The 24,221-nt window shown below is 68.2% G+C and carries 22 protein-coding genes; 8 read left to right on the forward strand and 14 right to left on the reverse strand.

Translation table 11 applies throughout. From position 1 onward, the window contains the following. Positions 1 to 101 precede the first annotated feature (101 nt). The 4 genes from AC0CH8_RS12310 (at position 102) to AC0CH8_RS12325 (ending at position 3,007) form a co-directional block, all read left to right on the forward strand. The gene (locus AC0CH8_RS12310) at positions 102 to 566 is read left to right on the forward strand and encodes a hypothetical protein (protein WP_465240138.1); all 465 of its coding nucleotides are present in this window, start codon (positions 102 to 104) and stop codon (positions 564 to 566) included. A gap of 80 nt (positions 567 to 646) precedes the next feature. Beyond that, a complete protein-coding gene (locus AC0CH8_RS12315; protein ID WP_465240139.1) occupies positions 647 to 1,573 on the forward strand; it encodes a cupin domain-containing protein in 927 nt (308 codons plus the stop codon). Positions 1,574 to 1,593: 20 nt separating this feature from the next. Beyond that, positions 1,594 to 2,010: a 3'-5' exonuclease family protein gene (locus AC0CH8_RS12320; protein WP_204200083.1), complete on the forward strand. Its 417-nt coding sequence runs from the start codon at positions 1,594 to 1,596 to the stop codon at positions 2,008 to 2,010. A 16-nt stretch (positions 2,011 to 2,026) separates the two neighbouring features. Further along, positions 2,027 to 3,007: an SMP-30/gluconolactonase/LRE family protein gene (locus tag AC0CH8_RS12325; protein WP_465240140.1), complete on the forward strand. Its 981-nt coding sequence runs from the start codon at positions 2,027 to 2,029 to the stop codon at positions 3,005 to 3,007. Position 3,008: 1 nt separating this feature from the next. Here the strand turns inward: AC0CH8_RS12325 and AC0CH8_RS12330 are convergent, their stop codons facing one another. From AC0CH8_RS12330 to AC0CH8_RS12340, 3 genes are read right to left on the reverse strand one after another with little or no spacing between them, the layout of a single operon-like run. Beyond that, positions 3,009 to 3,536 (reverse strand): gamma carbonic anhydrase family protein, encoded by a 528-nt coding sequence (locus AC0CH8_RS12330; RefSeq protein ID WP_204200085.1) that lies wholly within the window; start codon positions 3,534 to 3,536, stop codon positions 3,009 to 3,011. Further along, positions 3,536 to 3,880 carry a c-type cytochrome gene (locus AC0CH8_RS12335; protein WP_465240141.1) on the reverse strand — a complete coding sequence of 115 codons (345 nt, stop codon included), beginning with the start codon at positions 3,878 to 3,880 and terminating at the stop codon, positions 3,536 to 3,538. The genes AC0CH8_RS12330 and AC0CH8_RS12335 overlap by 1 nt, the downstream gene beginning before the upstream one ends. A gap of 10 nt (positions 3,881 to 3,890) precedes the next feature. Continuing rightward, positions 3,891 to 5,786: an outer membrane protein assembly factor BamB family protein gene (locus AC0CH8_RS12340; RefSeq protein ID WP_465240170.1), complete on the reverse strand. Its 1,896-nt coding sequence runs from the start codon at positions 5,784 to 5,786 to the stop codon at positions 3,891 to 3,893. Positions 5,787 to 5,951: 165 nt separating this feature from the next. Here AC0CH8_RS12340 and AC0CH8_RS12345 point away from each other — a divergent pair, with 165 nt between their 5' ends. Together AC0CH8_RS12345 and AC0CH8_RS12350 are read left to right on the forward strand one after the other, a co-directional pair. Further along, positions 5,952 to 7,139, forward strand: coding sequence for a CaiB/BaiF CoA transferase family protein (locus tag AC0CH8_RS12345; protein WP_465240142.1), 1,188 nt, complete (start codon positions 5,952 to 5,954; stop codon positions 7,137 to 7,139). Then, positions 7,136 to 7,936, forward strand: a complete 801-nt coding sequence (locus tag AC0CH8_RS12350; protein WP_465240143.1) for an enoyl-CoA hydratase — start codon at positions 7,136 to 7,138, stop codon at positions 7,934 to 7,936. The genes AC0CH8_RS12345 and AC0CH8_RS12350 overlap by 4 nt, the downstream gene beginning before the upstream one ends. Positions 7,937 to 7,940: 4 nt before the next feature. Here the strand turns inward: AC0CH8_RS12350 and AC0CH8_RS12355 are convergent, their stop codons facing one another. From AC0CH8_RS12355 to AC0CH8_RS12365, 3 genes are read right to left on the reverse strand one after another with little or no spacing between them, the layout of a single operon-like run. Next, the gene (locus tag AC0CH8_RS12355; RefSeq protein WP_465240144.1) at positions 7,941 to 9,506 is read right to left on the reverse strand and encodes a glycoside hydrolase family 43 protein; all 1,566 of its coding nucleotides are present in this window, start codon (positions 9,504 to 9,506) and stop codon (positions 7,941 to 7,943) included. Next, positions 9,503 to 10,555 (reverse strand): alpha/beta hydrolase, encoded by a 1,053-nt coding sequence (locus AC0CH8_RS12360; RefSeq protein ID WP_465240145.1) that lies wholly within the window; start codon positions 10,553 to 10,555, stop codon positions 9,503 to 9,505. Before AC0CH8_RS12360 ends, AC0CH8_RS12355 begins: the two co-directional genes overlap by 4 nt. Positions 10,556 to 10,567: 12 nt before the next feature. Continuing rightward, positions 10,568 to 12,919 (reverse strand): glycoside hydrolase family 95 protein, encoded by a 2,352-nt coding sequence (locus AC0CH8_RS12365; RefSeq protein WP_465240146.1) that lies wholly within the window; start codon positions 12,917 to 12,919, stop codon positions 10,568 to 10,570. Between the two features lie 276 nt (positions 12,920 to 13,195). Here AC0CH8_RS12365 and AC0CH8_RS12370 point away from each other — a divergent pair, with 276 nt between their 5' ends. Together AC0CH8_RS12370 and AC0CH8_RS12375 are read left to right on the forward strand one after the other, a co-directional pair. After that, a complete protein-coding gene (locus AC0CH8_RS12370; RefSeq protein WP_465240147.1) occupies positions 13,196 to 15,721 on the forward strand; it encodes a glycoside hydrolase family 9 protein in 2,526 nt (841 codons plus the stop codon). Further along, positions 15,718 to 17,355, forward strand: coding sequence for a glycoside hydrolase family 43 protein (locus tag AC0CH8_RS12375; protein ID WP_465240148.1), 1,638 nt, complete (start codon positions 15,718 to 15,720; stop codon positions 17,353 to 17,355). The genes AC0CH8_RS12370 and AC0CH8_RS12375 overlap by 4 nt, the downstream gene beginning before the upstream one ends. Before the next feature lie 102 nt (positions 17,356 to 17,457). Here AC0CH8_RS12375 and AC0CH8_RS12380 read toward each other — a convergent pair whose 3' ends face one another. The 8 genes from AC0CH8_RS12380 to AC0CH8_RS12415 are packed head-to-tail and all read right to left on the reverse strand — an operon-like array spanning position 17,458 to position 24,219. Next, complete coding sequence (locus AC0CH8_RS12380; protein ID WP_465240171.1) at positions 17,458 to 17,733, reverse strand: hypothetical protein; 276 nt, start codon at positions 17,731 to 17,733, stop codon at positions 17,458 to 17,460. Beyond that, positions 17,730 to 18,743, reverse strand: coding sequence for a chemotaxis protein CheB (locus AC0CH8_RS12385; RefSeq protein WP_465240149.1), 1,014 nt, complete (start codon positions 18,741 to 18,743; stop codon positions 17,730 to 17,732). Before AC0CH8_RS12385 ends, AC0CH8_RS12380 begins: the two co-directional genes overlap by 4 nt. Before the next feature lie 40 nt (positions 18,744 to 18,783). Continuing rightward, positions 18,784 to 19,224 (reverse strand): chemotaxis protein CheW, encoded by a 441-nt coding sequence (locus AC0CH8_RS12390; RefSeq protein WP_204200097.1) that lies wholly within the window; start codon positions 19,222 to 19,224, stop codon positions 18,784 to 18,786. Positions 19,225 to 19,249: 25 nt separating this feature from the next. Next, positions 19,250 to 19,627, reverse strand: a complete 378-nt coding sequence (locus tag AC0CH8_RS12395) for a response regulator (RefSeq protein WP_204200098.1) — start codon at positions 19,625 to 19,627, stop codon at positions 19,250 to 19,252. After that, positions 19,627 to 20,190 carry a chemotaxis protein CheD gene (locus AC0CH8_RS12400; protein ID WP_465240150.1) on the reverse strand — a complete coding sequence of 188 codons (564 nt, stop codon included), beginning with the start codon at positions 20,188 to 20,190 and terminating at the stop codon, positions 19,627 to 19,629. Before AC0CH8_RS12400 ends, AC0CH8_RS12395 begins: the two co-directional genes overlap by 1 nt. Beyond that, positions 20,187 to 21,224 (reverse strand): protein-glutamate methylesterase/protein-glutamine glutaminase, encoded by a 1,038-nt coding sequence (locus AC0CH8_RS12405; RefSeq protein ID WP_465240151.1) that lies wholly within the window; start codon positions 21,222 to 21,224, stop codon positions 20,187 to 20,189. The genes AC0CH8_RS12400 and AC0CH8_RS12405 overlap by 4 nt, the downstream gene beginning before the upstream one ends. Continuing rightward, positions 21,221 to 22,099: a CheR family methyltransferase gene (locus AC0CH8_RS12410; protein WP_465240152.1), complete on the reverse strand. Its 879-nt coding sequence runs from the start codon at positions 22,097 to 22,099 to the stop codon at positions 21,221 to 21,223. The genes AC0CH8_RS12405 and AC0CH8_RS12410 overlap by 4 nt, the downstream gene beginning before the upstream one ends. Further along, positions 22,096 to 24,219: a chemotaxis protein CheA gene (locus AC0CH8_RS12415; RefSeq protein WP_465240153.1), complete on the reverse strand. Its 2,124-nt coding sequence runs from the start codon at positions 24,217 to 24,219 to the stop codon at positions 22,096 to 22,098. The genes AC0CH8_RS12410 and AC0CH8_RS12415 overlap by 4 nt, the downstream gene beginning before the upstream one ends. Between the last annotated feature and the right edge of the window lie 2 nt (positions 24,220 to 24,221).

Below are 24,221 nucleotides of genomic sequence, written 5' to 3' on the forward strand. Positions count from 1 at the left end.
GTTTCCGATAATATAGGATATGATGCAGGCTTGCCGGTCAACCGGATTTGCAACAGACTGGCATCGGTGAGCCGCAACGTCGGCAGGAGAGGATCGCGTATATGATTGTAACTGCCGCTTTCGAAACGGTATCCGCACTTCTCGCCGTGATGTCACCGATAGCCTTGCCAGAACCGCAGGACTGTCGCGCGATCACCGAGCCCTCGAAGCGTCTCGCCTGCTACGACGCACGGAACACGCCGACGGAGCCGGCCGTAGCCCGCCCCCCGGCGGCACCACCGCGCCGTCCGTCCATCCCACCCGTCTCCAGCTACGTCCCGCCTGCCGCCAGCATCGTGGCGGATCGCACCGGCCGAATCGTCACCGTCGAGCGTCTGCGCTACGGTCGCTACCGCGTCGCGCTGGACGATGGTCGCGCGTTCCTCACGTCGACCAACACCGCCGCCCCCCCACGCGTCGGCGAAAGCGTCTCGCTGCGCCGCAGTGCGATCGGAACGACCTTTCTGGACATCCGCGGGCGTCAGCCGATCACGGTCCGCCCGACCAAGGCGCGCCAGATTCGATAATATCCTATATGATTCTTGCAAAGGCTTGATATAGTCCCTGCACAAGCCGGCACATACCGGCGGCAGATGGGGAGAGTTACGTGGCGCATGCTCGCACAGTCGCGCGATGGCTGGCACTGGTCGGCGCCATCGCCGTCGCCGCTCCGGCTGCCGCCCAGGTTTCCCGCACGCTGGCGGAGCGTATCGGCCACACCGATCCGGGCAAATACCGCGAAGCCAGGGGCGTGCATGCCGGCGCGGGATCGATGGCCTTCGCGCCCCTGCTCGGCCCCGACGCACTCAGCACCAATCTCATCTTCGTCCACCGCGGCGTGATCGCCCCGCACAGCGGCATCGGCCAGCATTTCCATAACCAGTGCGAGGAGATGTTCGTCATCCTCGACGGCGATGCCCAGTTCACGATCGACGGGCGCACCGCGACGCTTCCCGGACCCGCCGCGGTACCCGACCGGATGGGTCACGCACACGGCGTCTATAACCCTACCGACCGGCCGATGCAGTGGCTGAACATCAATGTCGGCATGACGAAGCGCTACGATAATTTCGATCTCGGCGATCCGCGTGACACCGCCGCGCTGGATCCCGTGCCGCAGTTCATCAGCCTTCGTCTGGACCGCAGCAAGCTGAAGCCGGTGGAGAGGATGGATGGCGGCACCGGCACGGTCCGGTATCGCCGCACGCTGGAGCCTGCCGTCTTCGCGACGCCGTGGACCTTCGTCGATCACCTGCTGATCCCGCCGGGTGCCTCGGTCGGCACCGCGACCAAGCCCGGCATCAGCGAAGTCTATTATGTCGTGGGCGGCGCCGGCGAGGCGACCGTCGCCGGTCAGACGGCGCCGCTGCGCACCGGCGACGCGCTGCCCGTCGACATCGACCAGCCGCGCGCGATCCGCGCCACCGGCACCGCGCCGCTCGAACTGATGGTCGTGGGTGTCGCGAAAGATCTCGCGGCCAAGGCCGCCTACGCCGCCGCCACCGCCACCGCCACCGCTCCACGGCCACGCTGACACTCGAAGGGGAGAATGCCATGCATCGTCGCAACCTGTTGAAACTCATCGCCGCGGCCGGCTCCGGGCTGGCCATGCCGGCCGTCGTTCGCGCCCAGCGCAGCCGTCGCAAGCCGATCGTCCTCTATTGCGACCTCGCCGTCGATCCGGCGCGCGAGCAGGAGATGCTGGACGCCTTCCACACCCACTTCCTCCCGGCCGCACAGAGTTTTCGCGGGCGTGGGTTTGTGGACCTGAAGATGCTGAAGCTGCGCTCCGTGATCCAGGGCGGCCCCGCGCCGGCGACCGGCATCAACTACCGTTTCCAATTGACCTATGAGAGCGAGGAGCAGCGGCAGGTGTGGATCAAGTCCGACATCCATCAACGCAACTGGCCGCTGATCGAGAACACCGTCCTGAACAAGGATTATCTCGTCCTGCTCACCGACGCCGTCTGACGGGGAGACACGGATCATGCGCAACACGATCATAGCCGCCCTGCTGGTGGCCGTGGCCGCCCCGGCCGCGGCGCAGGACCTGCGCGTCGAGCGGCTCGACCCGAAGCTCGACGCGCTGATCGCGCCGGGCACCGCGATCGAGCGGGTGGCGACCGGCTTCACCTTCACCGAGGGGCCGATGTGGCACGACGGCCGCCTCTGGTTCTCCGACGTCAACGGCGACAAGATGCGCGCCGTCGACCCGACCGGTAAGGTCGAGGAGCTGATCGCCAATTCGGGCGGCCTGCCCAACCCGCCGGCCGGCAAGAGCATCGGGTCCAACGGCATGGTCACCGACCGTGACGGCACCGTGCTGATGGCGCAGATGGGCGCTCGCCAGATCGCCCGCGTCGGCAGCGACTACCGGCCGGTCGCGTTCCTGACCGATTATCAGGGCAAGCGGCTGAACAGCCCCAACGACCTGGTCTTCGCGCGCGATGGGTCACTATGGTTCACCGACCCCCCATTCGGGCTGTTCAACGGCATGGACCGCGATCCCGCCAAACAACTGCCGTACAACGCGGTATTCCGGTACGCGAAGGGCACGCTGACGCCGGTCATCACCGACCTGAAACTGCCCAACGGCATCGGCTTCTCCCCCGACGGCAAGACGCTGTACGTCACCGATTACGGCCCGCCGGGCACCATCTACGCCTATAAGGTCGGCGCGAACGGGGCGGTGTCCGACCGGCGCGTGCTGATCGCCTTCCCCGCGGGCGGCGGCGGCGGTGCGGACGGGCTGAAGGTCGATACGCGCGGCAACATCTGGGCGACCGGGCCCGGCGGAATCCGGGTGATCTCGCCGCAGGGCAAGGTGCTGGGGCAACTGAAGCTGCCGGAGGTCGCCGCCAACCTGGCGTTTGCGGAGGACGGTCGCACGCTCTACATCACCGCGTCGACCAGCGTGTACCGCCTGCGCACCAAGGTTGCCGGGGTGCTGCCGCGATACACGCGGTAGATCAGTCGGGCAGGCGCTCCAGCGCCGTCGCGAAGTGCGCCTGCCGCGTGGCATAGCCCGCGGCGGACGCCTTCAGCCCGGCGATCACCTCCGGTGACAATTCCTTCACCGCGCGCGCGGGCGAGCCGATGATCAGGCTGCCGGCGGGGAAGCTCTTGCCCTCGGTCACCAGTGCGCCCGCGCCGATCAGGCAATCGTCGGCGATCACGGCGTTGTTCAGCACGGTCGCGCCCATTCCCACCAGCACCCGGTCGCCGAGCGTACAGCCATGCAGGATAGCGTGGTGCCCGACCGTGCAGTCCGCCCCGATCGTCAACGGCGTGCCGGGATCGGAGTGGAGCATCGCGCCTTCCTGGATATTGGTGCGATCGCCCAGCACGATCGGCGTGTTGTCCGCGCGGATTACCGCGCCGAACCAGACGCCCACCTCGTCGCCCAATTGCACATCGCCGATCAGGTCAGCGGACGGCGCGATCCAGCTCGACGCCGGGACCTGCGGTTCCTGCCCGTCGATGCGATAGCGCGGCATCAGTGCGCCGCCGCGCCCGATGCGGCGGGCCCGGCGGCGGCTTTGTCGGTGGCGTAATGCGCGACGAGATAGTCGTTCACGGTCTTCTGCTCCTCCGGCGACAGCTCGGCGCCACGATCGATCATCGACTGGACGATCGCCGGCCATTCTGCCGAAGTCTTGCGCGCTGCAAAGACCTGATTCGTGGTGTGGCAGAATCCGCATCGCTCGTTGACCAGGTCCAGCCCCGGTCCGGGCGGCGGCGGCGCGGCCTGTTGCGGCATCCCCGCCGCCAGCGAGGCGGCCCCGATCATCGCCGCGGCGGCGGTGGTCAGGACCAGGCGATAGGGGCGGGTACGCGACATACGGAACTCCTCAGCGAACGGCATAGGCGACCACCTGATCGCTGGTGGCGGGCTGGAACGCGAAGCCGCCGGTCGCCACGGTCGCCAGCATCTGGCGGCCATCGGCGGCACGGTAGGTCATTGGCGTGCCGTAGTTCGACGCGGGCAGGGTCGCACTCCACAGCAGTGCGCCTGTCCGCGTCTCGAACGCGCGGATCATCGAATCGCGGGTCGCGCCGATGAAGGTCAGGCCGCTGGCGGTGGTGATCGGGCCGCCCGCGCTGATGACGCCGGCGTCCGCGAACAGCGGGTCGTCGTTCTTGCCCAGCACCTTGCGCCACGCGATGTCGCCGGTGTTGACGTTCACCGCGACCAGCTCGCCCCAGGGCGGCTTCTGGCAGGGATTGCCCGTCTCCGGATCGAGGAAATAGGCGTAGCCGGCCTTCATTCCCCAGCTTCCGTCCGGCTGCTGCGCCAGTTGCTGCGGGCTGGCGAGGTTGTTGACGTTGATGACGTACAGGCCCTGCTTCGGGTCGAACGCGCCCCCGCCCCAGTCGACTCCGCCCAGGCTGCCGGGGAAGAAGTTGACCGACGAGTCGGCGCGCAGCGGCTGGAACAGCTTGCTGGGTGCGATCTTGAGGTCCGTGACCATCTTCTCGCACGCCGAGCGCAGGGCTGGTGGCCCGGCGACGAGGTCCGCGGCGTCATAGGTCAGTCGGCCGAGCGGCGCCGGCTTCACCGGCATCGGCTGCGTCGGCCAGGGCTGCTCGCCCGCGACATCGGTGTCGGTCGGCACCGGCACCTCGCGCACGTCGTACAGCGGCTTGCCGGTGACGCGGTCGAGGATGAACATCATCGCCGTCTTGTTCATCACCGCGATCGCCGGGATCGTCCTGCCGCCGCGACGCACGTCGATCAGCGTCGCGGTCGGCAGGTCGACGTCCCAGATGTCGTGATGCACCGTCTGGAAATGCCAGAGATACTTGCCCGTCGCCGCCTCCACCGCGACGATCGAGTTGCCGTACAGGTTCGCGCCCTTGCGGTCCCCGCCCCAGCGGTCGAAGGTCGGTGCGCCCACCGGCAGATAGGCGATGCCGCGCTTGTCGTCGACGACCACGAACGTCCAGACGTTGACGCCCGACCGGTTCTTCCAGCTTTCGCCTTCCCACGTGCCGAAATTCGCTTCGCCCGGCTGCGGAATCGTGTGGAACGTCCAGACCAGCTTGCCCGTGCGCGCGTCCCAGGCGCGCACGTCGCCCGCCGCGCCCTTGGTGGGCATTTCCTGCACGCGGGATCCGGTGATGATCAGGTCGCGGTAGACGGCGGGCGGACTGCTCAGCCCCAGCGGCGCGCGAGTCCCGTTCATCACCTCCGGCGTCTTCATGTCCACCGCACCGGCCGTACCGAAACCATCGACCGGCTTGCCCGTCGCGGCATCGAGCGCGAACAGCTTGCCGGTGCGCGATCCGAACACGATCCGCGGGCCGGCGCCCTTGCCGCCCGGCCAGTAGGCGACACCGCGCGTCGACGGCTGGTCGTTGCCCGGCAACGCGAACACCCACAATTCGCGCCCGGTCGCGGCGTCCAGCGCAACGACCCGGCGATAGGGAGTCGCGAGGTACATCGTCCCCTTCACCACCACCGGCGTGGCTTCGGACGCGGAGAAACCGGTGCGGAACTTCGCCGGCACGCTGTCGGGCATCGGGATGCTCTCGCCCGATGTCCCGGCCGGACGCATGTGATAGCTCCACACATGTCGCAGCTTGCCGACATTGGCGGGCGTGATTTCCGTCAGCGGCGAAAAACGCGCATGACTTTCGTCGCGGCCATAGCTCGACCAGTCACCACCGGCCTGCGCCAGCAACGGCGCGACCGGCAGTGCAGCGATCACGATCGCCGCGACACGCCTGAACCGGCGCGCATCCATCCTCGACAAGCCTACTCTCCCACATCGCTAGGCCGGGCGCGCCTGTTGACGGTCCGCGGCGTTGTCGCCTTATCGGAATGATGCTAGCAAGCCGTTCGATCATATACAATATGATCCGTCAGCGGCGGGGATGTCGAACGACGGATCACGTGAGAGGAGTTGACGATGCCGACCTTGCCGCTAGCGGGCCTGAGGGTCCTCGACATATCGCAGGTCATGGCAGGGCCGTTCTGCTGCATGCTGCTGGGCGACATGGGCGCGGACGTGATCAAGATCGAACCGCCGCACACGGGCGATTCGACGCGCCATTCGATGGGGTTTCGCCTGAAGGGAGAGGACAGTCCCGGCTTCCTGGCGCTCAACCGCAACAAGCGCAGCATCACGCTGAACCTGAAGGACGAGGCCGACCGCGAGGTCCTGTACGCGCTGGTCAAGACCGCCGACATCGTGGTCGAAAATGCGCGACCGGGCGTGTCGCAGCGGCTGGGCATCGATTACGACACGCTGTCGGCGATCAATCCGGGGCTGGTCTATGCCAGCATCTCCGGTTTCGGCCAGACCGGCCCGTGGGCGCAGCGTCCCGGCTTCGACCTGATCGCGCAGGCGATGTCGGGTGTGCTCAGTTCCAACGGATTTCCGGGTATGGAGCCGGCGAAGAACTCGATCGCGGTCGCCGATCTCGGCGCGGGCCTGTTCTCCGTCTACGGCATCCTCAGCGCGATCATCGGTCGCCAGACCTCCGGCAAGGGCCAGTATATCGATGCATCGCTGCTGGAGGCGGCGCTGGGTCTGTCGATCTGGGAGACGACCGAGCTTTGGGGCACCGGCAAGCCGCCGACGCCGATCGGCTCCGCCAACCGCATGTCCGCCCCGTATCAGGCGGTGCTGGCATCGGACGGCTGGTTCGTCATCGGCGCGGCCAATCAGGGCTTGTGGCTGACCTTCCTGAAAGTCGTCGGGCGGCCCGGGTTGCAGGAGGACGAGCGCTATTCGACCAACGCCGCGCGCGTCGCCAATCGCCTGCAACTGATCGACGATCTCGCCCCGACCTTCCTGACCCGCACCAAGCAGGAGTGGATCGACGCACTGCTCGCGGCCGGCGTACCCGCCGCCCCCATACTCGATTACGGCGAAGCGGTGGCGAGCGAGCAATCGGTCGCGCGCGACATGGTCATGCAGGTGCCGCACCCCATCGAAGGCGAGTTCAAGGCGCTCGGTTTTCCCGTGAAGATGCGCGGCACCCCACAGGAGGTGCGGCTGCCGCCGCCGCTCATCAACGAGCATGATGCGGAGATCCGGCAGGAGCTGATCGACAAGGGCCTGCTGCCCGCCCGTGCCGAGGCCGCGGAATGAGCGACGCGCCCGCTTCCTCTCCGGGCCGGATCGTCGTCGAGCGCGACGGCCCCGCCGTGCATGTCCGCTTCGACAACCCGTCCGCCTTCAACGCGCTGACCGGCGAGATGTGGCTGGCGCTCCGCGATGCGGCGCGGGACATCGCCGACGACGCCTCCGTGCGCGTCGCGACGTTTCGCGGCACCGGCGGCAAGGCGTTCATCTCCGGCACCGATATCGCGAAGTTCGCCGACTATACCGACGGCCGGCAGGGTATCGATTATGAGCGCGAGATCGACGAGTGCATGGCCGCGGTCGACGCGATCCCGTGCACCACGATCGCCGTAATCGAGGGTTGGGCGGTCGGTGGCGGCCTGAACATCGCGTCGTCCTGCGATTTCCGCATCGCCACACCCGACGCGAAGTTCGGCTCCCCGATCGGCCGCACGATCGGCAATTGCCTGTCCGCCGCCAGCGTGGCGCGGATCGGCGGCGCCGTCGGCATCCAGTTCGCCAAGCGCATGGTCCTGCTCGGCGAATTCCTGACCGCCGACCAGTTGCTGGCCAGCGGATTCCTGCTGAACATCGTCGAACGCGGCGAACTGGACGCGGAGGTCGCTTCGCTCTGCGCACGTGCCGCCGCCAATGCGCCGCTGACGACACGCACGACCAAGGCCACGATCCGGCACATGACCTACGACGCGCTGCCCGACATCGAACCGCTGATCGCGCAGGTCTACGGCAGCGCCGATTTTCGCCGCGGCGTCGCGGACTTCCTCGCCAAGACCAAACGCGTGCCCGACTGGACCGGCGAGTAGCCGGTCATTTTCGCGCCCGCCCGGCGGGCGTGAGCGCGGACAGCCTGAAATGGTCGACATCGACCCAACCCTTGCTGGTGCCGGGTGCGTAGCAGAACAGCGCGAACTGTTCGCCCTGGAAGGTGCCCGTTCGCCACGCGAACGCCAGCGGGAAATCGCCGCCGAGCCCCGTCCAGCGCCGCCCGTCCATGCTGTACGCAACACGGCCGCGATCGGTCGTGAAGTCCATATCGGTGCGCAACCACATGGCGTCGCCGGCGGGCACGGTCGCGCTCGCGCGCACCTCCGTTCGCGCGCCGTCGATAGTGTCTTCCGTGACCTCCATCGTCACGGCGGCGCGGCGGCCGTCGCCGCGCGTCAGCGTCAGATTGGCGCTATACTGGCCCAACGTCCCGAAGCCGCACCGATCGCCCGGCGTCAGATGACCGATGTCGAGCTTCACCTCCGCCCGGCTGGCCGGCCCCTGCCCCTTTTGCGTCAGCGTGTTGCGGGCGGTCCAGAACCGCTCGGCCTGGGTCGGCCGCAGCCGCAGCCAGCCGGGACGCTCAACCAGCGACCAGCGCGTCGGATCGGGGTTGTGGTTCCATTGCCATTGCAGCCCCAGTCGTCGTCCTGCAAAACCGTCGGACGTCGCCGGTTCGGCGAACGGAGCACCGGCGATCGGCTTCGCCGCACGCGCGGGCACCCGACCGGGCGCCGCCGGCGTGCCCCAGATCGGCCAGTCGTCCTGCCAGAAGACGGGGCTGATATTGGTCATCCGGCCGATCGCGCCGCTGTCCTCCATGACGAAGCCGAACCAGCCGCCGTCGGGCAGGTCGACCAGCGCACCCTGATGCCCGCCGGTCTTGTCGTCGATCTGGTCGCGCGTCTCCCACGGGCCGAACAGGCTGCGCGCGCGCGACACGGACAGCGCCAGCCGCGGCGGCAGTGCGTTGAACATGTAGTAATAGGCGCCGCGCCGGATGATCTTCGATCCCTCCGCGCCCTTGATATAGTGGATCTTCCGCGCATCGGTGACGTGGGCCAGTGCGGCGTCCAGCGTCAGCAGCGTGATCGTCCCGTCCGCCGTACTGGCCGTCGCCAGATAGGCGCGCCCGTCCGGCTCGATGAACAGTCCGGGATCGAACGCTTCCCGATCCAGTTCGTGGAAGCGCCACGGCCCGCGCACGTCATGGGCGTACCAGATGCGCGTCTTCTGCCCGACCGGCGTGTTCGCGAGATAGTAGGTGCCACGGTGATGGCGCAGGCTGGAGGCGTACAGCCCCTTCCGATACGCCGTACCGCCCGTCAGGTCGTATTGCGGCAATCCTTCCAGCCGGTTGGCGAGATGCGACGCGATCGTCCAGTTCACGAGGTCGCGGCTGTGCAGGATCGTGATCCCCGGCACGTTCGCGAAGGTCGTGCTCGCCATGTAGTAATCTTGCCCGACCCGGATGACGTCTGGGTCCGGATAATCCGCGTACAGGACGGGGTTGCGGAACGTCCCGTCGCCCTGATCCGACCGCCAGACCTGCGCCGATGCCGATACGGCGAGCATGAGGGCGGCAAGGCTCGCGGTCCGCGCCCTCACCGCGCGAACGCCAGCGCGCGCGAGAAGAACGGCAGCATGTGATCCTGAACGCGTCCGGCGACGCCGCTCGTATGATCGCCCGGATAGACCTGAAAGCTGTTGGCGATGCCGTAGCGGTCGAGCCCGGCGTGCAGCTTCTCGGCATCGTCCTTCAACCCGTCGCGGTCGCCGACGTCGATGCCGATCGCGGCGTAGCGCTTCAGATTGGCCGCATACTGGTCGAGCATCGCCAGCGGTGCGTTGGCGGACCAGCGGGCCAGCACATCCGGCTGCGGCTGACCATCCTTGATCGGCAGGTCGAGATAGAGCGGCGGCGCCTTGGGGTTCGGCGACCACGCCGCCGCCGTCGCCAACTGCGCGCGCAGGCCCCAGGACAGGCTTGCACTGTCGGCCGGGGACTTCAACGCACGCAGCGTCGCCTCCGTCGTCGCATCGGGTGTGCCGAGCGCGCGCGTCGAGAGGCAGCACGGGCTCATCATGTACAGCGCGCCGAACACGTCCGGATGCTTCATGCCGATGCGCGCGGTGCCGTATCCGCCCATCGAATGCCCGGCGAGGCCGCGGCTGCGCCGGTCGGCAATCGTCCGGTAATGCCCGTCGATATGGGCGACGAGGTCGCGCGCCACGAACGTTTCGAAATCGCCGACCGTCACGGAGCTGGAGTAGAAGGAGCCGTTATGCGCGGTCTTGCTGTCCGGCAGCACCACGATCACCTCGCGGGCGCCCTTTGCGAATGCACCCTCGATCGTCTGCGGCACGTGGATCTCACCGACCCACTGCTCCGCGCCGATCGAATAGCCGTGCAGCGCGTACACCACCGGATAGCGCCGCTTCGCCTCCGTGCGATAGGACGGTGGCAGCACCACCAGCACGGCGCGATCCGGGCTTTCGCCCTCCAGATTGCCCTCGATCGCGGGAGAGTGGACGGTGATTCGCTCGATCGTGACGGGCTTCGCGCCCGCGACCGGTGGCGGTGCGGGCGTCTTCACCTGCGCCGAGGCCGAACCAGCGAACGACAGGGCGAGCGTGACCGCCAGCAACTTCATCATGATAGGATTCCCTTAAGTCAGATCGGAGCCGCGCACCCGAACGGCACGGCCCGGTGTCAGCGTTATCGTCTTGGTCCGCGCGCCCAGCCGAACGGTGCGCCGCCCGGCGATGTCGCCGCGGATCGATGCCTCGATCAGCGTGCCGTCCTGCCAGTGCACGTCGACGCTGCACCGCCCGCGCGCGCGCAGACCGGTGATCGACCCGCGTGGCCACGCCTTGGGAAGCGCCGGCAGCAGCAGGATATCCTCGCCGCGGCTTTGCATCAGCATCTCCGCCATCGCCCGCGCGCCGCCGAAATTGCCGTCGATCTGGAACGGCGGATGCGCGTCGAACATGTTGGGATAAGTGAGCTTCGGCCCCAGCAGCAGTTCGATGATGCGATAGGCATGCTCCCCGTCGCGCAGCCTGGCCCACAGGTTCGCGCGCCATGCCGTCGCCCAGCCGGTCGACTCGTCGCCGCGAATGTCCAGCGAACGCCGGGCCGCCCGCGCCAGCGCCGGCGTCCGATCGACGTCGATCTGATCGCTGGGAAACAGGCCGTACAGGTGCGAGACGTGACGGTGATGCTGTTCGGGGGCCGCCGCATCCCAGTCGGCCTGCCACTCCTGCAACTGGCCCTGCGCGCCGATACGATCCGGCGGCAGCCGCTTGCGCGCGGCCGCGACCTCTGCCGCGAAGGCGCCGTCGGTGCCGAGCAGCGCCGCCGCCTGCCCCACCTGATCGAACAGGTCGCGCAGGATCTGCATGTCCATCGCCGGGCCGGCGCAGATCGACGCGCCCTTGGGGTGGATATTCTCCGGCGACAGCGACGGGGTGGTGACCAGCGCGCCGGTCTTCGGATCGGTCTGGAGCGTGTCGAGGAAGAACAGCGCCGCGCCGCGCATCACCGGATAGATCGACCGGAGATACGTCGGGTCCCGCCCGTAATCGTAATGCTCCCACAGATGCGTGCACAGCCATGCGCCGCCGGTCGGCCACAGGCCCCATTCCGCGCCGTCGACGGGCGCGGTTGCCCGCCACAGGTCGGTATTGTGGTGGCACACCCAGCCGCGCGCGCCGTACATGCGCTTCGCCGTCACCGCTCCGGTTTCCGCCATCTCGCGCACCATCCGCACCAGCGGCTCGACGCATTCGGGCAGCGCCGTGACCTGCGCCGGCCAGTAGTTCATCTCGGTGTTGATGTTGATCGTGTACTTCGATTCCCACGGCGGCTGAACCTGATCGTTCCAGATGCCCTGGAGGTTCGCTGGCTGGCTCCCGGCGCGCGACGACGCGATCAGCAGGTACCGGCCATAATCGAAGTACAGCGCCGCCAGCGCGGGATCGTCGCCCAGACGATTGGCGCGGATACGCTCGTCGGTCGGAAGCTCCGCTGCGGCCGATCGACCGAGGTCCAGGCGCACGCGTCCGAACAACGCCTGATGCGCGGCGACGGCATCCGTCCGCATGCGATCGAAATCGCGACGGGCGGCGCGACCCAGCACCGCCAGCGTCGCCGCTTCAGGATCGCCGCCGGTATCGTCGAAGCGGCGGAAGCTCGTCGCCATCGCCACGAGGATCGTCACCGATCGCGCGCCCGTCACGCGCAGCCGGTCGCCCGTTGCGACGATCGTGCCGCCCTGCGTCGTCACATGGGCGCGGGCGGCGAAGCGCAACGTTGCAGCGATGCCCGCCTGGTCGCGGTTGCGCCCGGTCAGCGTCAGCATCCCCGCCGCGACGGCGACCGCGACTTCGGCTTGGGGGGAGGTCAGGCCGACGATCAGGTCGAACGGCCTGTCGCCGTGGAGTTGCACCGCGATCACCTGATCGTCGGGGGAGGCGAATACGTCCCGCGAGTAACGCGTGCCGCCGGCGACGAAATGGGTCGTCGCGGTCGCCGTATCCAGATTCAGATGCCGGCTGTAATCGGTCACGGCCTCGGTCGCGCCGGGCAGGTCGAGGATCAGGTCGCCGACCGGCTGATACGCCATCTGCTTGATCGGCACCGCCATGACCCTGGCATTCGCCAGCGCCTGCGCCGCCGCGAACTCGCCCGCGTCGATCAGCCGGCGAACCTCGGGCAACGCCGCCCGTGCGTTCGGGTTGATCGGGTCGTAGGGACCGCCGGCGTAGAGCGTGTCCTCGTTGAGTTGCAATCGCTCCTGCGCGACGCCGCCGAACACCATCGCGCCCAGCCGGCCGTTGCCGATCGGCAGCGCCTCCGTCCAGACTTTGGCCGGCTGCCGATACCAGAGCTGCCGGTCGTCCGGCATCGGCGTGGCGGAAGCGGGGATCGGCAGCGATACGACGGCGGCGATCGCCGCGCCGCCCTCCAGCAACTGGCGGCGTGTCGGCTGGTGCGCGCGGCTATGGAACGGGTCCATGCTCTCCCTTCGCGCACCCTCCGTTCGGGTCCGCAATGTTGTTATCGTTAACAGATACCGTATCGGGATGGACCGTCGGGCGTCAACGACGAAGCGGGCGATCCTCACAGCCTGGCCCGCATGGTTACCGCTACCGGCCTGCACCCGCTCAGGTAATCAGAGGCATCAACGTGCCTGCGCCCAACGATCTCCGCCTCTGGCGCCGTTCCGTGTTAGCGCTATAGTCATCCTCAGACAGGCGCGGACAGCGTCGCGAACGACGAAGAGAGGGTGACGATGGCGGTCAAGATCGCATGCGGCATGATGGCGATGCTCCTGACGGGCGCGAGTGTCGCCGGGGCACAAACCGCGCCGCGAGCCACACCGGCGATGACGCTCGGGGCGGCGGGCTATTACGAAGTGCCTGCCGCGAACGTCCTCGTCTTCTCGAACTGGTATGACGGCCTGTTCGCGGATTCAAAGATCAGCGGCGTCGAGATCATCCAGCAGGGCACGCGCATCGCCACGAATGGCGACGTGCGGCTCTCCTCCACGCCGGGACAGTGGGACGCAATCGGGCGGCTGGTCGACCGCAAGGTCGATGCGGCGACCGGCACGATCACCGTGACGCTGGAGTATCCCGACTATAACTGGCGCTATCGCATCCGCTCCGAACGGCGCGGTGGCGCGGTCGCGGTGGCGGTGATCCTCGATGCGCCCGTCCCCGCGGCGCTGGCGGGCAAGGCCGGCTTCAACCTGGAATTCCTCCCGACCGCCTATTTCCACCACAGCTATATGGCGGACGGACGCACCGGCACCTTCCCCATCTACCCCGCCGACGCGATGACCGCTACCCCGGAGCGCAACGTCGCCAGCGGCCGTAACGAGGGTCCCGGCGCGGAGCCGACGCCGATCGCACAGGGCAACCGCTTTGTTCTCGCCCCCGAGGATCCGGCACGGCGCGTCACGATCTCGTCGACCGCGCCGGTGCAATTGTTCGACGGCCGCAATCAGGCGCAGAATGGCTGGTTCGTGCTGCGCTCGCTGCTGCCGACGGGCCGGACCGGCACCGTGCTGGAATGGACGATCCAGCCGAACAGCGTCCCCGGCTGGCTGCGGCCACCGGTGATCGCCCACTCGCAGCTCGGCTACACCCCGACCGCGCGCAAGATCGCGACGATCGAGCTCGACCGCAACGACCGGCGCACGCTGCCCGCGCGCCTGCTGCGCATCGGCGACGACGGGCGGATGACGCCGGTCCGCACCCCGCCCGCGAAGCGCTGGGGCGATTACCTGCGCTACAGCTATCTCCAGCTCGATTTCAGCGCGGTCCGCGATCCCGGCCTGTACGTACTGGAATACGGACCCACCCGCACCGCCCCGTTCCGTATCGCCACCGATGCCTATGCAGGCGCGTGGCACCCGACGCTCGACGTGTATTTCCCCGTCGCGATGGACCACATGTTCGTCAACGAAGGCTACCGCGTGTGGCACGGCGATGCGCACCGCGACGATGCGCGGCAGGCGCCCGTCGATCACGAACATATCGACCTCTATCGACAGGGGCCGACCACCGACACCCGCTTCAAGCCGGGCGAGCACATCCCCGGCCTGGCGATCGGCGGCTGGTTCGACGCGGGCGATTTCGACATCCGCACCCAGTCGCAATATCAGGTCGTGCGTTCACTGGTCGATACGTGGGAACGCTGGCGGCCGACGCGCGACACGACCGCGGTCGACTGGACGCGGCGGCGAACCGAGATGCATGTGCCGGACGGAACCCCCGACCTGCTCCAGCAGATTCGCCACGGCGCGCTGCAACTGGTCGCGCAGTTCGATGCGGTCGGTCATGCCATCCACGGCATCGTCGAGCCGGATGTCGCGCAATACACGCACCTCGGCGATGCCTCGACCAAGACCGACGGCCTCATCTACGATCCGTCGCTGAAGATCGGCGAGGAGAAGAATGGGCGCAGCGGGACGCCCGACGATCGCTGGGCCTTCACCAGCAAGGTTTCGGCGCTCAACTACGGCTCGATCGCTGCGCTGGCCGCGACGTCCCGCGCGCTGGCGGAGATGGACCCGGCGCTGTCGAAGAAGGCGCTGGGCATCGCCACCAAAATTTGGGCGGAGGAACAGGGCCACGCCCCCGATCTCTACAGCCACGGCAACACCACCGGTGGGCCGCTCGACTCCGAACGGTTCGCCGCCGCGGTCGAACTGCTGCGCACCACCCGCGATCCGCGCTATGCGGCGGCGGTGCAGTCGCTCTGGCCGTCGATCGAGGCGAAGTTCGGCGCGAACCTGCGCGATGCGGTCGCGGCGATCCCGGCCATGCCCGCCAGCTACCGCGACGCGATGATCCCTGCCGCCCGCGCCTATGCCGCGGCCGTCCGGAAGGACGCCGCCGCCAACCCCTTCGGCGTGCCGATCACCACCGGTGGCTGGGCCGGCAGCGGCACCGTGCTCGGCACGGCGCTCAACGCCTATGCACTGCACAAGGCGTTCCCGGACGTTATGCCCGCCGCCCCGGTGCAGCGCGGGCTGGAGTTCCTGCTGGGTCATCATCCCGGCTCCGACATCTCGTTCGTGTCCGGCGTCGGTACGGTGTCGAAGGAGGTCGCCTACGGTAACAACCGCGCCGATTTCTCCTTCATCGCCGGCGGCGTGGTACCGGGGGTGCTGGTCATCAAGCCCGACTTCCCGGAGAATCACGAGGACTGGCCGTTCTTCTGGGGGGAGAACGAATACGTCATCCCGGAAGGCGCGATGTGGATCGAACTGGCGCACGCCGCGCAGGACCTGACGGGAGAGACGAAATGATGCTGCGTGTTCTGGGTCTGATGCTGGCCGGTGCGTCCGTCGCCGCGACCGCGTCCGAACCCGCGCGGTTCAGCCGGTTCACGTACGAGGGACGCACCGAGGAACGCGTCGCAGCGGGGCTAGGCGAATACCGCAACCCGATCCTGTCGGGCTATTATCCCGATCCGTCGGTGACGCGCGTCGGCGAGGATTACTACCTCGTCAATTCGTCGTTCGCGCACTTTCCCGGCCTGCCGGTCTTCCATTCGAAGGACCTCGTCCACTGGACGCAGATCGGCAACGCGATCGATCGCCCCGGACAGCTCGACTTCATCGGCCGCAAGACGTCGGAGGCGGTGTTCGCGCCCGATATCTCGTTCCACGACGGCGTCTTCTACATCGTCAACACCTGCGTCGCCTGCAAAGGCAATTTCGTCATTACCGCCAAGAACCCCGCGGGGCCGTGGTCCGACCCGATCTGGCTGCCGTTCGAGGGGATCGATCCGTCGATCTACTGGGAGGGTGACAAGGCCTATATCGTCAACAACCGCGCGCCGGACGAGCCCCCGCGCTACGACGGGCACCGCGCGATCTGGGTGCAGGAATATGACTGGCGCGCGGGCAAGATGGTCGGGGAGAGCACGCAACTCGTCAACGGCGGCGTCGACATCAGCAAGAAGCCCGTCTGGATCGAGGGTCCGCACATCTTCCGCAAGGACGGCTGGTATTACCTGACCGCCGCAGAGGGCGGCACCAGCGTCAACCATTCGCAGGTGGCGCTGCGCTCGCGAGCGCTGCGCGGGCCGTACGTGCCGTTTGCCGGCAACCCGATCCTGACGCAGCGCGATCTCGATCCGGGGCGCGCGCATCCGATCACCTCGGCCGGCCATGCCGAACTGGTGCAGACGCAGAACGGCGACTGGTGGGCGACCTTCCTCGCGGTGCGACCCTATGAGGGCGATTACTACAATATCGGGCGCGAGACGTTCCTGCTGCCGGTTACGTGGAAGGACGGCTGGCCGATCATCCTACCCAAGGGACAGACGGTACCCTTCACCGCGAAGGCGCCGAGCCTGCCGGCCTCGACCGCAAAGCTGCCGACCGCCGGCGACTTCGGCTATATCGACGAATTCGCGGGCGACCGGCTGGCGATGCAGTGGATCGGTATCCGCAACCCCAAACAGGCGTTCTACCGCGTCGCGGGCGGCGACCTGATCCTCCCGCCGGGGCCACGGATCGGCGACCTGGCCAGCGTTCCGGCCTTCGTCGCACGCCGCCAGCAGCACCACGTCGCTACGGTATCGACCACGGTCCGCTTCTCACCCGACGCGGATGGCGAGCGCGCGGGGCTGGCCGCGGTGCAGAGCGACGAGAACTACCTCGTGTTCGGGATCACGCGCATCGCGGGGAAGCCGGTGGTCGCCCTGTACACGGCCGACAAGGGACGCGAAACGCTGGTCGCCTCCGCACCGATCGCGGCGGGCAGCCCGCTGACCCTGACGATCCGCGCCACCGGCGGCACGATGGCGTTCGACTACGGAAGCGGCGCGAGCCCGCGCACGCTGGCGAGCAATGTCGACGCGCGTCTTCTCAGCACCAAGTCTGCGGGCGGCTTCGTCGGAACGCTGATCGGCCCCTACGCCGCCCGGCGCTAGAGCGGTTCCGATCGAGGCACATCATTGGCACGGAAGCGACTTCGCCTGCCGCGTAGCGGGCCTCAGAAGGGCGACGCCGGTGCAACATGGTCGGAAACCGGTCTAGCCCATCGCCGCGCGCAGCCGTTCCGCCATCCCCTCCAGCGTGACCCCGGCGAGCCGCGTATCCGTCTCGTCGCGGTTGCGCAGCAGGTCGGCGACCGCAAGCTGGATCTGGGTGATGTGGTCGACCTTTTGCAGGCTGGCCATGTGCCGACGCAGCGTGGCCTCGTCACTCCCCAGATCATAGGCGAGGTCGTTGAGCATGCGGGATGCGAGGACGAGCTCGTCCGCCAGCGCATCGGCGAGCGGAATGGTGGCCGGCGCGACCATGCTCATTTCGAACACATCTTGAGGATTCCTCCCGGCAACGCATCGCGCGTCGTCGGCTGGGTTACCATGTTGCGCGCGAGCGTGTAGCCGCCGCCCTCGCCCGCGGGCGAGAACACGTAGGTGCCTGCGCCGAGCATCGCCTTCATCCCTCCACCGCCATCCTCGCTGCCGTCGAGCAGCAGCACGCCGACCGCATTGGCGCCGGCCGCCTTCGCCACGGCGGCGAACAGCAGCGAAATCGATGGCCGCTCTCCCGCCACCGGATCGCGCGGCAGCAGGCGCAGCTTTCCCGCCGGCCAGCTGTCGACGATCAGGTGGTGATCGCCGGGGGGCGCGAAATAGATCGTGCCCTGTTCGATCGCCATGCCGTCAGTGGCCACGACGACCTTCGGCGCGACCTTTTCGTCGAGCTGTGCGACCATGCTCTCGACCAGACCCGGACCGAGGTGCTGGACGACGACGGTGGGCGGACAATTGGCCGGAAACGCCCCGAAAATCTCGAACAGCGCCGCAGTGCTCGATGCATCGCCGCCGACGGCGAGCAGCCGCCCGTTCCAGTCGATCGGTCCGGCGGCGACCGGAACGGCAGGGGCCGCCGTCGCCGACCGCAGCGCCGCCGTACGCGCCGCCTTCAGCCGCTTGCCCAGCTTGGCGATGATGACGTCGAGTTCGGCCGGCGCCGCGACGCGCGGCTTGGGGAAGCAGTCGATCGCCCCGAGCCGGAGGGCCTCGATCGACTCCGCCGCACCGTCGGTCGTGCGGGTGGAGAACATGATGACCGGCATCGGCCTGGTCGACATGATCTCCGCCAGATACTCGATCCCGCTCATCCCGGGCATCTCGACGTCGAGCGTCATGACGTGCGGCTTGAGCTGCTCGACCATCGCCCGCGCTTCCGCCGCGCCGTCCGCCAGCCCGACAACCTCGACATTGGGTATCCGTTCGAGCGCGCCGGAGATGAGCGCACGCATCGTGAGAGAGTCGTCGACCACGAGAACCTTGGTGGTGGCAGCCATCGCGTTGATCTTTCCTGTCGGGGCAATAATCGGGTGGAGTTCAGGCGGCGTCGGCGAGTGCGACGGTGTCGACCAGCCGATCGAGCGCGAGGACGAGGATCATGCGCTGTTCGATCGTCGCCAGCCCTTCGAGGAAGCGCGAGGCATCGGCGTCGCCCATTTCCGGCAGCGGCTGCATATCCTCCGCCGCCACGGTGACGATGTCGTTGACGGCATCGACGATGATGCCCTGCAACTGCTCGCCGATGCGGACCACGATGATGACGTGGCGCGCGCTGGGATCGGTCGTGCCCCAGCCGAGCCGGCAACGCAGGTCGAGCACCGGCAGCACGACGCCGCGCAGGTTGACGACGCCGCGGACATGGGCGGGAACGTTGGGCAGCGGCGTCGCCGGTGACCATGCGCGGATCTCGCGGATCGCCATGATATCGACGCCGAGGACCTGGTCGCCCAGCTGGAAGGTGATGAGTTGTCGGGACATCGCGGTCGCCTTTCTTGGATCGGGATCAGTGCAGCACGCGCCGGATGGCGGCGGCGAGCTTGTCGGGGTGGAAGGGCTTGACGATCCAGCCGGTCGCGCCGGCGGACCGCGCGCGCTGCTTCTTCTCGTCGGAACTCTCGGTGGTCAGGACCAGGATCGGCAGATTGCGGCGGCCGCCCTCGCGCACCTCGGCGATCAGGCCGAACCCGTCCATTCGCGGCATGTTGATGTCGGTGATGAGCAGGTCCGGCTCCGGCGACGCCGCGAGCGTTTCGAGCGCATGGACGCCGTCCTCCGCTTCGATCACGGTGTAGCCGAGGTCGGTGAGTGCCGCGCGCAGCAGCATCCGCATGCTGGGCGAATCGTCGACGGTCATGATCGTCTTGGGTGCGATATCGGTCATCAGAAGAACTCCACGTCGCCGATGGCGGTAGGTGCTGGCAGGGGTGCGGGACGCCGGACGACGGCGGTCGGCGGGGCGTCGTTGACGGTGGTGCAGCGCGCCAGCCCCAGTGCGGCGCGGAATTCGACCCGGCGTGCGCCGGTGCCGCCGACATCCTCGCCGACCAGCGGAATGCGCTCGTCGCGCAGGAACGCGCGAGCGAAGGCGATGTTGGTGCCGCCGATGTCGCGAAAGCCGCTGCGCATCGTCGCGCCGCCGAAGATGCGCGCCTTCAGCCGGTGCCGCGACGCGCCCATGGCGAGCATCGCGTTGATGAGCACTTCCATCGCATAGACGCCGTAACGCTGCATCGATCCGGTATCGGTCGAGGTGCCGTCGGCGAGCAGATAATGGTTGATGCCGCCGATCTGTTCGATCGGATCGTAGAAGCACGCTGCGATGCAACTGCCGAGTACCGTCGTCATCACGACATCCTGTTCGTCGGACACCCGCGTCTCGCCCTGCGCGACGGTGATGCGGCGAAAGCCGTCGCGGGCGACGGGTCGGAGCGCCGGGCGGATCATGCCCGGCACTCCGCGATCAACCGCGCTGCGATCCGGCCGAGCGGCTGCTGTTCGCTCACCGCGCCGATCCGGTGCGCGACCGCGGGCATGCCGTAGACGACGCAGGTCGCCTTATCCTGTCCGATGGTCACCGATCCTGCATCCCTCATCGCCTTCAATCCTTCCGCTCCATCGCCGCCCATGCCCGTCAGGATCACGCCCACCGCATCGGCCCGGGCAAGGCGCGCGACCGAGTGGAACAGGCGATCGACCGACGGCCGGTGCCCGCTGACCTTGTCGCCCTCGACCAGACGGCAGTGCCGCTTGTCCCCAACGCCCGCGATCTCCAGATGCCGGTCGCCGCCGGGCGCGAGGTAGACGGTGCCCGCGACCAGCGGCGCACCCGCGCGCGCTTCTTCGACCCGGGGCGGGCAGAGCCGATCGAGCCGGGCGGCGAAGCTGGCCGTGAAACTGGTCGGCATGTGCTGGACGATAACCGTCGGCGGGCAATTGGCAGGAAAGTCGGTCAGCAGTGCGATCAGCGTCTCGACGCCGCCGGTCGATGCGCCGATCGCGATCATGCTGCGGGGCTTGGCGCGGAACGCCTCGGGCTCGGCGTGTCGATAGGACACGATCTCGCGGCACCCGGTCGCCGCCGGCCGGGCCTGGGCCGCGGCGCGGATCAGGTCCGCGAGCCCCGGCGCCCCGGTCGGATCGACCGCCAGCGGCAGGGCCGCCTTGTCGAAACAGTCGAACGCGCCGAGTTCCAGCGCGGTCAGGCTGACCTCCGCTCCGTGCGACGTCAGCGTCGACAGCATGACGACCGGCGTCGGCCGCAGGCGCATCAGCCGTTCGAGGAATTCCAGCCCGTTCATGCCGGGCATCTCGATATCCAGCGTCACGACGTCGGGATCGAGCGCCTTGATCTGCGCGCGAGCCTCGTCCGCCGAACTCGCTGTGCCGACCACCTCGATCATGGGGTCAGCATCCAGCTTGCGCCGGATCACCGCCTGCATGCTGGCGGAATCGTCGACGATCAGGGTCCGAATGGTCATGCCGACACCTTCAGATAGGCGGTGCGGCCGACACACTCGAACCGTCGGGCGACATCGCCGACCAGCCGTTCGGAATGGCCGATGTACAACATCCCGCCGACGTCCAGCCGGTCGGCGAGCCGCGACTGGAGCCGCGCCTTGGTCGGTTCGTCGAAATAGATCATCACGTTCCGGCAGAAGATCGCGTCGAAGCGACCCTTGATCGGCCACTCGCCCAGCAGGTTCAGCGGTCGGAAGGCGATGGCGTCGCGCAGCATCGGGTCGATCGTCAGCGTGTCGCCGCTGCCCTGGACCCATGCGGCGCGCAGGGCGGACGGGACCGTCGCGAGCGTCGCCTTGCTGTATCGCCCGTCGCGCGCCGTCTTCAGCACGCTGGCCGACACATCCGTCGCCAGCATCCGCAGGTCGCCGCCCAGCACACGCTGCGCCTCCGGCCGGTTGCTGCCGAGCGCGGCCATCAGCCACGTATAGGGCTCTTCGCCGCTGGAGCAGGCCGCCGACCAGAGGCGGACACGTCCCCCCTTCGCCAGCCTTGCCGACAGAGCGGGCCAGAGGCGCGTGCCGAAATCGTCGAAATGATGGCTCTCGCGGAAGAAGCTGGTGTGGTTGGTGGTGAGGGCGTCGATCGCGCAGGCACGCTCGCCGGCATCATTGCCGATCAGCGCGATATAGTCGGCGACGCTGGTCAGGCCGCAGGCACGGACACGCGGAGCCAGCCGGCCATAGACGAGTTGCGCCTTGCCGTCCGGCAGCAGGATGCCGACCTCGTCATAGACCAGCGCCGAAATCGTCCGGTGGTCGGCGGCGGAGAAGGCGAACTCACGCGCCCGGTCGGTGCTGCCGGGACGCGGCGCGGGGGACAGCGCGGCCATCATGCCGCCTCCGCCAGCGGGATGCGCACGGGCCGGCTGCGCGCCGTCAGCGTATCGATGTCGACGATCAGTGCGACGCGGCCGTCGCCCAGGATGGTCGCACCGGCGACGCCGTCGATCTCCTGATAATTGGCCTCCAGGCTTTTCACGACCACCTGTCGCTGGTCGCGGATCGTGTCGACGAGCAGCGCCGCCTGGCCGTGATCCCCTTCGACGACGATCAGTACCGCCTTGGTCGGGTCGCGCTCCGCATCGGCGATACCGAGATGGTCGGCGAGCGGGAACACCGGCACATAGGCTCCGCGCACGTCGAGCAGGGCGCCGTCGAGGCCGAACCGGTTCAGCGTCTCGCCGGTCGGGCGCAGGCTTTCGACGATATGGCTCAGCGGGATCACGAACGTCTGTTCGCCGATCGTGACGATCATCCCGTCCAGCACCGCCAGCGTCAGCGGCAGACTGAGCGAGAAGCTCGACCCGACGCCTTCGCGCGACTGGATGCTGATGCGTCCGCCCAGCGCCTGGATGTTCTTGCGCACGACATCCATGCCGACGCCGCGGCCGGAGACGTTGGAGATGGTGGCGGCGGTGGAGAAGCCGGGTGCGAAGATCAGGTTGTCGATCTCCTCGTCGGTCAGGATCGCGTCAGGCAGGATGATGCCCCGCTCGATCGCCTTGGCGCGGACGCGGGCGCGGTTGATGCCCTGGCCGTCGTCGGACACGGTGATGACGATGCGCCCCGAATGATGCGCGGCGGACAGCCGCACGACCCCCTCCGGCGACTTGCCGGCGGCGATACGACCCTCGGTCGATTCCAGCCCGTGATCGACGGCGTTGCGGATCAGGTGGGTCAGCGGTTCGCCGATGCGCTCGACCACGGTCTTGTCGACCTCGGTCATCTCGCCCTCGACCTCCAGCCGGACGCGCTTGCCGACCTCCCCCTCGAGTTCGCGGATGATGCGCGGCACGCGGCTGAAGACGGTCTTCATCGGCTGCGCGCGGATCGCCATCGTCGATTCCTGCAAATCGCGCGTCAGGTGTTCGAGATCGCTGAGTTCGGAGATACCGCCCATCTGGCATTCGGTCAGCCGCTGCGCGAGCATCGACTGGGTGATGACCAGTTCCCCGACGAGGTTCACCAGCCGGTCCAGCTTGTCGAGGTCGACGCGTATCGTCTGCGCGGCCGGGGGAACGGGGGCACCCTTCGCCGCGGACTTCGGGTCGTCGATCGGTGGAGCGGCGGATGCGACCGGATCTGCGGTCGGGGCGGGCGTCGCGTCCGCGGCGTCGACCTGCACCGGATCGGTCGGCGTCGGCACCGGCGCGGTGGCGACGGCGTCGCGGGTCAACGCGATGGCGCAGGCGTCGGTGAATTCGAACACCGCGAGGATGTCCTCCTCGCTCGCCGTACCGGGCAGCGCGATCGTCCAGCCCAGATACGCGCAGTCCGGGTCGATCGCGTCGAGCGACGGCAGGGCCGAGACGTCGCAGTCCACCACCGTGCCACCCAGCATCGCCAGCTCGCGCAGCAGCAGCAGCGGCTCCGCACCATGATCGAGCGCGTTGGCGGTGGGCCGGTAGACGAGCTGCCAGCCCGCCGGCGCGTCCGCTTCGACGCCCGGTACGGCCGGCGGCGAGACATCACCGAGCATCGCCATCAGGTCGTCGAAATCATCGCCGACCGCATCGGCCGGTTCGGGAACGGTCGCGGCAGGCCCAGCAGGCGCAACACGCGCTGTCACCGTGGAGCCACCACCCGCGGCCGCTTCCAGCCGGGCGAGCATCGCGGCGTCGGCGGGAACCGCGCTGTTGTCGCGCGCCGCCGCGACATGGTCGGACAGCATATCGAACGCGCCGATGACGATGTCGAGCAGGGCGGGCGTCAGATCGAGGCTGCCGTTGCGGATCAGGTCGAGCAGCGTTTCGTAATGATGGGTATAGGCTTGCAGCCGTTCGTGCCCGAACGCGCCGGCGCCGCCCTTGATCGAGTGGACGCAGCGGAACACGCCGTTGATCGTCTCCGCATCGTGATCGCCGTCGCGAAGGATCGCGAAGGCGGCTTCCATGCCGGCGAGACCTTCGTCGCACTCCTGGAAGAACATCTGCTGGATGGCATTGAGGTCCACGG

It is taken from the genome of Sphingomonas sp. AC435, from assembly GCF_979253005.1.